This is a genomic window from Streptomyces sp. NPDC051677, assembly GCF_044453465.1.
In the GTDB taxonomy this organism is placed as follows: Bacteria; Actinomycetota; Actinomycetes; order Streptomycetales; family Streptomycetaceae; genus Streptomyces.
Genome location: NZ_JBITCT010000077.1, coordinates 24,232 through 30,717, shown reverse-complemented (window position 1 = coordinate 30,717; position 6,486 = coordinate 24,232). Strand labels below are relative to the sequence as shown.

Annotated in this window: 3 protein-coding genes; 1 reads left to right on the top strand and 2 read right to left on the bottom strand. The window is 66.4% G+C overall.

The window, feature by feature from the left end:
* Positions 1 to 325 precede the first annotated feature (325 nt).
* Positions 326 to 3,091 carry an NACHT domain-containing protein gene (locus ACIBAF_RS45525; protein WP_399472073.1) on the top strand — a complete coding sequence of 922 codons (2,766 nt, stop codon included), beginning with the start codon at positions 326 to 328 and terminating at the stop codon, positions 3,089 to 3,091.
* A gap of 141 nt (positions 3,092 to 3,232) precedes the next feature.
* Here ACIBAF_RS45525 and ACIBAF_RS45520 read toward each other — a convergent pair whose 3' ends face one another.
* Positions 3,233 to 4,363 (bottom strand): Shedu anti-phage system protein SduA domain-containing protein, encoded by a 1,131-nt coding sequence (locus ACIBAF_RS45520; protein WP_399472071.1) that lies wholly within the window; start codon positions 4,361 to 4,363, stop codon positions 3,233 to 3,235.
* 57 nt (positions 4,364 to 4,420) lie between these two features.
* The gene (locus ACIBAF_RS45515; protein WP_399472069.1) at positions 4,421 to 6,280 is read right to left on the bottom strand and encodes a TerD family protein; all 1,860 of its coding nucleotides are present in this window, start codon (positions 6,278 to 6,280) and stop codon (positions 4,421 to 4,423) included.
* Positions 6,281 to 6,486 lie beyond the last annotated feature (206 nt).

Here is a 6,486-nt window from a genome sequence, read left to right as displayed (position 1 = left end):
CCGAACAGGCGACGGCCGAACCAACGAATCTGAACACCCATCAACCCCTGCTGACCAGCTGATCAGCACATCCCGCATGACGGGGGAACCTCAGCGCGAGGCGTGGGCAGCGCTGATGAGAGTCTCGGGCCGCACAGCCCGGCTTCGGGGTGGACACAGGCTCGCTGGCTGGCTGGCTGCTCTACGCGGTGAAGGCATCGAAATCAGCAGCGCCAACGGAGCCCCTGCGGCCGTACTGGAGACCCAGCGGCTGGCACTGGAACGGTACAGGGCACGCCTTGCTCGGGATGGCGGGGAGATCGACCTACGCTCACTGGGTGCCGAGTTGCCCAGTCTCCCTCTCGCTCAGGCGGACGCAGGCATCAAGGTCAGCACGGACCCGGACGATATCCGGGCCGAGAGCGAGTTGATCTGGGCATTCCTCCGCCGTGGCCGCGTTGTTCTGACCGGCTTGCCTGGGGGCGGGAAGACCACTGCGTTGAAGCGCCTGGCCGCGCAACTGGCTTGGGATCGGACACTGCCTCTCCCCGTGCGGGCATCGCTGCGCGAGGTCAACATGAGAGGTCCGCAAGCCAGTTTTCGGGATCGACTCATCGCTGTCGCCGTACGTGACGACAGGCCGGCAGACCGGAGTGTGCTCACCACCGAGATCAATAAGCGCCTGGACGAGGATGGCGGCATCGCTCTACTCCTCGACTCGCTCGACGAGACCTACGATCAGCGGTCGAAGGTGGTGAGCGAGCTATCGAAGCTGGTTGCCACGCTGCCTGAAGGAGTCTGCATCCTGCTGGCTACCCGCGATGTCGCCTACGGCCAGGCTGCCACGCTCGGATGGCCAAGCTTGCGCTTGCGATCACCAGCCGCAGCGGAGAGCACAGTGACCGCAGTCCTGGAGGCTGCTGCGGCCCAAACACTTCCCGCGGCAGCAGAAAGGCCAGGCTGGGTCGCCGAGCGTGCGGCATGGGTGCACTCAGCACTGGCGCAGAACGACCTACTGAGTGAGACGCCGCTCATCCCGGTGCTGCTGGCCCTGCTCGCCGCACGGCGAGCGACCGAGCTGCTCCCGAAGCAGCGTGCGACGATCCTCGCGGCTGTCGTGAAGGACGTCGTGGCCGACCGTGAGGTACGGCGCGGCAACGGCCGTGCTCTGGGACCGTTGTCGGGCAGCGATCTGCACACAGCGACCATAGACGCGTTCACCAGCGAGGCCGCCGAAATCCTGAACAGCCAGGGGCGAGCCGTGAAGGAGTCGGTCGTCGCCGCCGTCGCCGCCGATCTCCGTGAACCCTGGGGACTACCGCCGGCCCGGGCGGCGACTGCGGCGCGGGACGCTGTCCACCTCTTCGACGAAACCGGCATCTTCGTACTGTCCGGCGCCGAGGAAACCGTCGCCCCAAGGATCGCGCTGTTCGCTGAAATCGGAGACGCCATGCGGATCGTCTCCCGTCCGAACGAAATTCCGGACTGGGTCGATGCGCGGATCGCAGGCCAGCAGCTCGAACCGCTCGTCCTCGCGTGCACCCTCGACATGGCCGTAGCCCGCGCCGCCTCCACCGCACTGCACCGGGAGCCAGGTGATGTCAGGCTGGCGAGGTCGCTTGTCCAGGCTGCCAGGGAAGGAGCCATACTCGACGACGCCACGATCCGACAGATCTGCGAATGCTTGATCGCACATGTCGCCGACGGAACCCAGGAGGGTTGGCAGAGCTGGAAGGACCTGCTCTGGTTGCCTGTCCCGGCTGAGCTTCGTACGTCCGCGGAAGCGGCTGCAATGGAGCACGGTCCCGAGCACGCCCTGGTCGCGCGCGCCTCACTGGAGCTTTGCTTCCGCCCGGATTCCTCGGGCGTGGAGAACCCGCAGGTGCTGAGGGACGTGCTTGCCCTGCGCTCGTTGCCACACCGGCCGCAGTCGGACGGGAGTACGACACTCGACTTCACAGCTTGGCTCGCAGACGACAGCTTGAGCAGGACACAGGCCGACGCGGCTGAGGTGCTCTTGGACCATGTCCCGCACACCGCCCACTTGGTCGCCGCTTGCGCCGTGGAAGCTCCGGGCGGTCTTCAGGAGACCCTCAGTCGGCTTCTCGCCGAGCGAGGGTTCGACGATGACGTTCAAGCCATTCACGACACGACGGCACAGAAGATGGGCGAGCTCACGAGGCCCTGGCTGTCGAATTATGACGGCTCCTTCCACGCGCGCTTTCTGCGACTGGTCGCCGACCATGTGACGGCCGACCTATCAACCGCACAGGCAACCCTCCTTGATGAGTTGGCCGATTTCGTCGAGACGATGGAAATGAACGCGGGCGGAGCGACACGCCTCGGTCGCCAGCCGAACGACACGCTCCGGAAACTCATCGAAATGACAACATCGTTGTACGGGTTCGACCACGCGATTCTCGCTTCTCAGGCGAATATCGCCCTGGCGCGAATGGAACGCTCGCAGGGCAACGACCCATACTTCGCACTCTTCTACAACGCACAAAAGCGGCAGGCTCCTGATTGGTCCGCGGTGAACGATCCTGAGGCGGCCGTGCAGTTGTTGATACGCCTACTGACACTCGGCCCCGGTCAGGCGACGTTCGCGGCGAAGTCATTGTGGAAGGCACCCATCGCAGAGCAGGCAGCACCGCGGTTGCGGGACCTGTTGCCCAGGCTAACCCCAAGCACGAGACACCAGCGCCTTGCGGCTGCGACCTTGGCATCGCTTTCATCAGGACCTGAACCCGACTGCTGGGTGCACAGCAGAGATCCCATTCTGCGTGCCGTTGCAGCCTCCATGATCATGCCCATGAGCAGGGAGTCGCTTACCGACCAGTTCCGACACCTTCTGGACGACCGTGATGGTCACGTTCAGGAGGCAGCCATCAGAAACATCGTCAGGGCCCAGCCGCCAGATCTGATCGAGATCCTGACCAGGGTCACCACTCGGCCGACGCCGGGCTGGATGTGCCTGAGTTGCCGAACCGTGAATCCCCCTCCAGGGCGCACCTCGTGCTCGAAGGACAACTGCTCAATTGTTGGCGCCAATCCAGCCAAGCTCGCGAGTGAATCCCTGCAGGAAGCGGTACAACGTGTGGGGAGAACGTGACGTATGCAGACACACCGCGCTCCACATTGGCCAGCGGTCCCGTTTGCAACGGCCCTTCGACCGGCAGACCCAACGCGAGCGCATCACTTCCACGACTGGGCAGCCGGGCCCGTCGGCCGACAGTTCTGCGTCTGGGGTGCGCTACCCACACCCAGTGGAGGTTGGCCTACGGCGGATTCGCCGTCTGGCTCGTTCAAGGATGTCGTCATAAGCAACGAGCGTGAGCCCTGGAACGTCAGACTCTGCCTCCCGTAGCTGGATCGGGTCGACGGCCTTACGCTGCCCAATCACGATGATCATGCGCGGCCGAAAGAAGCGAAGGCCATACATGTCGTGCACGGCCTCACGCCGCCGCTCGTCGTTGAAGTAGTTCTGGTAAGTGCGCATCTGGCCAACCGCGTCCATGACCTTCGCAGAGAGGTGAATGCGGCTATCGATGCCCGCCAGTAGTCGATGTTGGGGAAGCTTCAGATCCAAAAGATCGCAGAGGTCGGCAGGGTTGGCGGGGGTGAGTGCAAAGTCCGGCCGAAGCGATCTGCCATCACTGAGCGGCAGAACCAGTTGCGGAACGGCTCCCTCGTAGGCATCGCCTAGCAGGAAGTCCGGGTGCTGCTCGAAGAATCGCTGGAGATCGGCTTCGCGTACTCGCGGGTCATTGATCAGGTCTTCCATCTGGCGGGTGAGGGCCGCCAGGCTTGATGTAATCGAGGCGCCGCCGAAGCCCAGCAGATCATGGGCGGTATTGGGCCCGTATGGCAGCCGCACCGAACCGTCCACGTGGAGGGAGGCGAGCCTAAGTCGGCCATTCGCCATCGAGATCGCCACGGTCTCGCTCGTCGGGGCCAGCGCCCCACCAATACTGACCAATTCGATGGCCGGCTCTCGGAACGCGTCACTGACGTAGCGGTCCACCCAGTCGATCGCTGAATGGCCGTCATCGATGTCCACGAGTACATGCGGATCATCAGCTTGGGTGGGCTGCAGCAGGTGGGCCCGCTTCCTGGGGGCGAGGCGAACGGAGAGCATAGGTTGGATCCGCCCACCGTCCCCGAGAAGCGGCTTCGCCACCCATCCAGGCCGGCTGAGGGTCTCAGCAGCACCCACCGCCATGAATGCACGACAGAAGGCCACCACGCGCTGACGCTCAGGGAGATCCAGGCGGGGAAAGTGCCAGGTCAGGAAGGACTCGGTCAAGGCGAGGCGCTCCAACTGATCTCCCATTCCGAATGGTTGCCGCGACGTGGTGTCGTTGGGGAGGGCTTCCGCATCCACCCGCAGGCCATACTCTCAAGCACCACTGACACGGCCGACGTTCGGGCGCCTCCCGGGTCATTCAGAGACATCGACGCCGTAGCCGCGGGCCAGGTCGGCCAGGCCGTGGTCGTAGCCCTGCCCGACGGCGCGCAGCCGCCAGCCGTCGCCTCGGCGGTAGATCTCGGCAAGGATCATGGTGCGCTCGGTGGTGGCGGCGTCTAGGGTGGCCCGAGCGGTCGGGGCCGCGCCGATCCCACAGGTGGCGGTGATCTCAATGGCGCCGATGTCGGAGAACGTTGCGGCGCCGTCGATCGCGGCGGCGATGACGACCCTGCTGACCTCCAGGGGCAGCCGCTCGAGGTCGGCGGTGACAGCCTGCTCCGTCGGGCCGTCCATGGCGAACCGTACGGTGCCGTCCGGGTGCTCGGGCGCGTTGTAGAAGACGAAGTCCTCATCTCCTGCCACCTGCTCGTGCGCGTCGAGCGTGAAGGCGACGACATCCACGTCGCAGGCGGTGTGCTGACCCCACGTGGCGGCCACCGTCCAGGCCGCGTCGAGGTCGGGCAGGTCAATGACGGCGCCTCGGACCAGTACCTCTGCCGTGTCCGGCTGATCCCCGATCACGCTCTGCCCCGGCGCGGGCGTAGCCGCAGCGGCGGGCGCGGCGAGCCAGTCGGCGTCGTGCACGCGCAGGCCGAGGGAGACGATGCGGCTCATGCGCCGGTCCGCCTCGCCGCCGCGCAGCACCACAACGTCGGTAACTCTGGCCGAGAGGTTGACCGCTGCGGAGGCGCCGAGATCGGCAACGCGGGCACGTGCCGCCGCAGCCTCCTCGTGAGTGCCGCCCAGGACCAGGACCCTACGCCCGGCCAGTGACCAATCCGCGTCGGCAGTGGGTGTGGTCGGCGCAGTGGTGCGCTGTGCCGGAATGCTCGGCGCGGTGGTGGGCCGTGCGGTCGTAGCGTTCCCAGGCGTTTCGGCCATGCGGAGTCGCCCGGCGGCGCCGACGCGTGCGGTGCCCTTGGCCTGGCCGGGCTGCACGTTCTCCAGCAGCCGCAGGTAGGCGGGCTCGTCCACAAGGACGATGCCCTCGGCTGAGGCGCGGCGCAGTTTGGTCGATGCCGCGCTGGGATCGTTGGTGACGACGACGCTGGTCTGACGGCTGACCGAGGTCATCATGTTCAGCCCGGCCGCCACCGAGCGGGCGACCAGTTCCTCGCGGGAGACCTCGGTGTCCCCCGTGATGGCGACCTTCATTCCTTGCACCAGTGGCCCGCCCGCGTCCAGACGGCCCGGGTTGCGGTAGGCGCAGGGGGTCTTGGGGACGTAGGGCTTGTAGTCCTGACGGGGCGGGCAGGCCAGCAAGGGCAACGGCAGGCCCAGCCGCTCGGCGGCGCCCAGCGAGCCGCGAAGGACGCCGGAAAGTACCCGCACGTCGTCCTGGGCGTCGTGGGCCCGCTCTTGGCGCACGCCGTAATGCGCGGCAAGAGTGCCCAGCTTGAAGTCGGCCGTCGCGGGCCCGACCAGGCGGTTGAGGGCCAGAGTGCACAGGCGTCTGCTGACCGGGACCCAGGAACGAACGCGGGCGAACTCATGGGCCAGGAAGTCGTAGTCGAACTGCGCGTTGTGGGCGACCAGGACGCGACTGCTGAGCAGTGCCCCCACCTGCGGCGCTATGTCCTCGAAGGTGGGCGCGCCCGCAAGACGGGCGGTGGTGAGACCGTGGATGTGTACCGGGCCGGGGTCGCAGCCCGGGTTGAGGAGGGTGGAAAACTCTCCTGTCTGCCGACCGTGTCCGTCCAACGTGATTACCGCCAAGGACAGGACGCGATCCCGGCCGGGCCTCAGCCCCGAGGTCTCCACGTCCACCAGCGCCCAGTCGTGGAAGTAGTCGGGCAGGGTGGGCCACTTCGGGCTCGACGACAGCACGGCCATGCTGGGGCTCCCCTCCCGGGGTGCGGCAGGCAACGCGAAGCCTGCCTGCGGTGACGGTCGACCGGGTGGGATTCTCGCACGCGCCGGACGCTGTTCGTGGTGGAACCATCACGCAGGGCCAGTCCGACTGCTCAGCCGCTGCAGCCTCTCGATGGCGAACGAGGCCCAGCATCTTCACCACCGAGACGCATCGCGCCTCAAGGCTC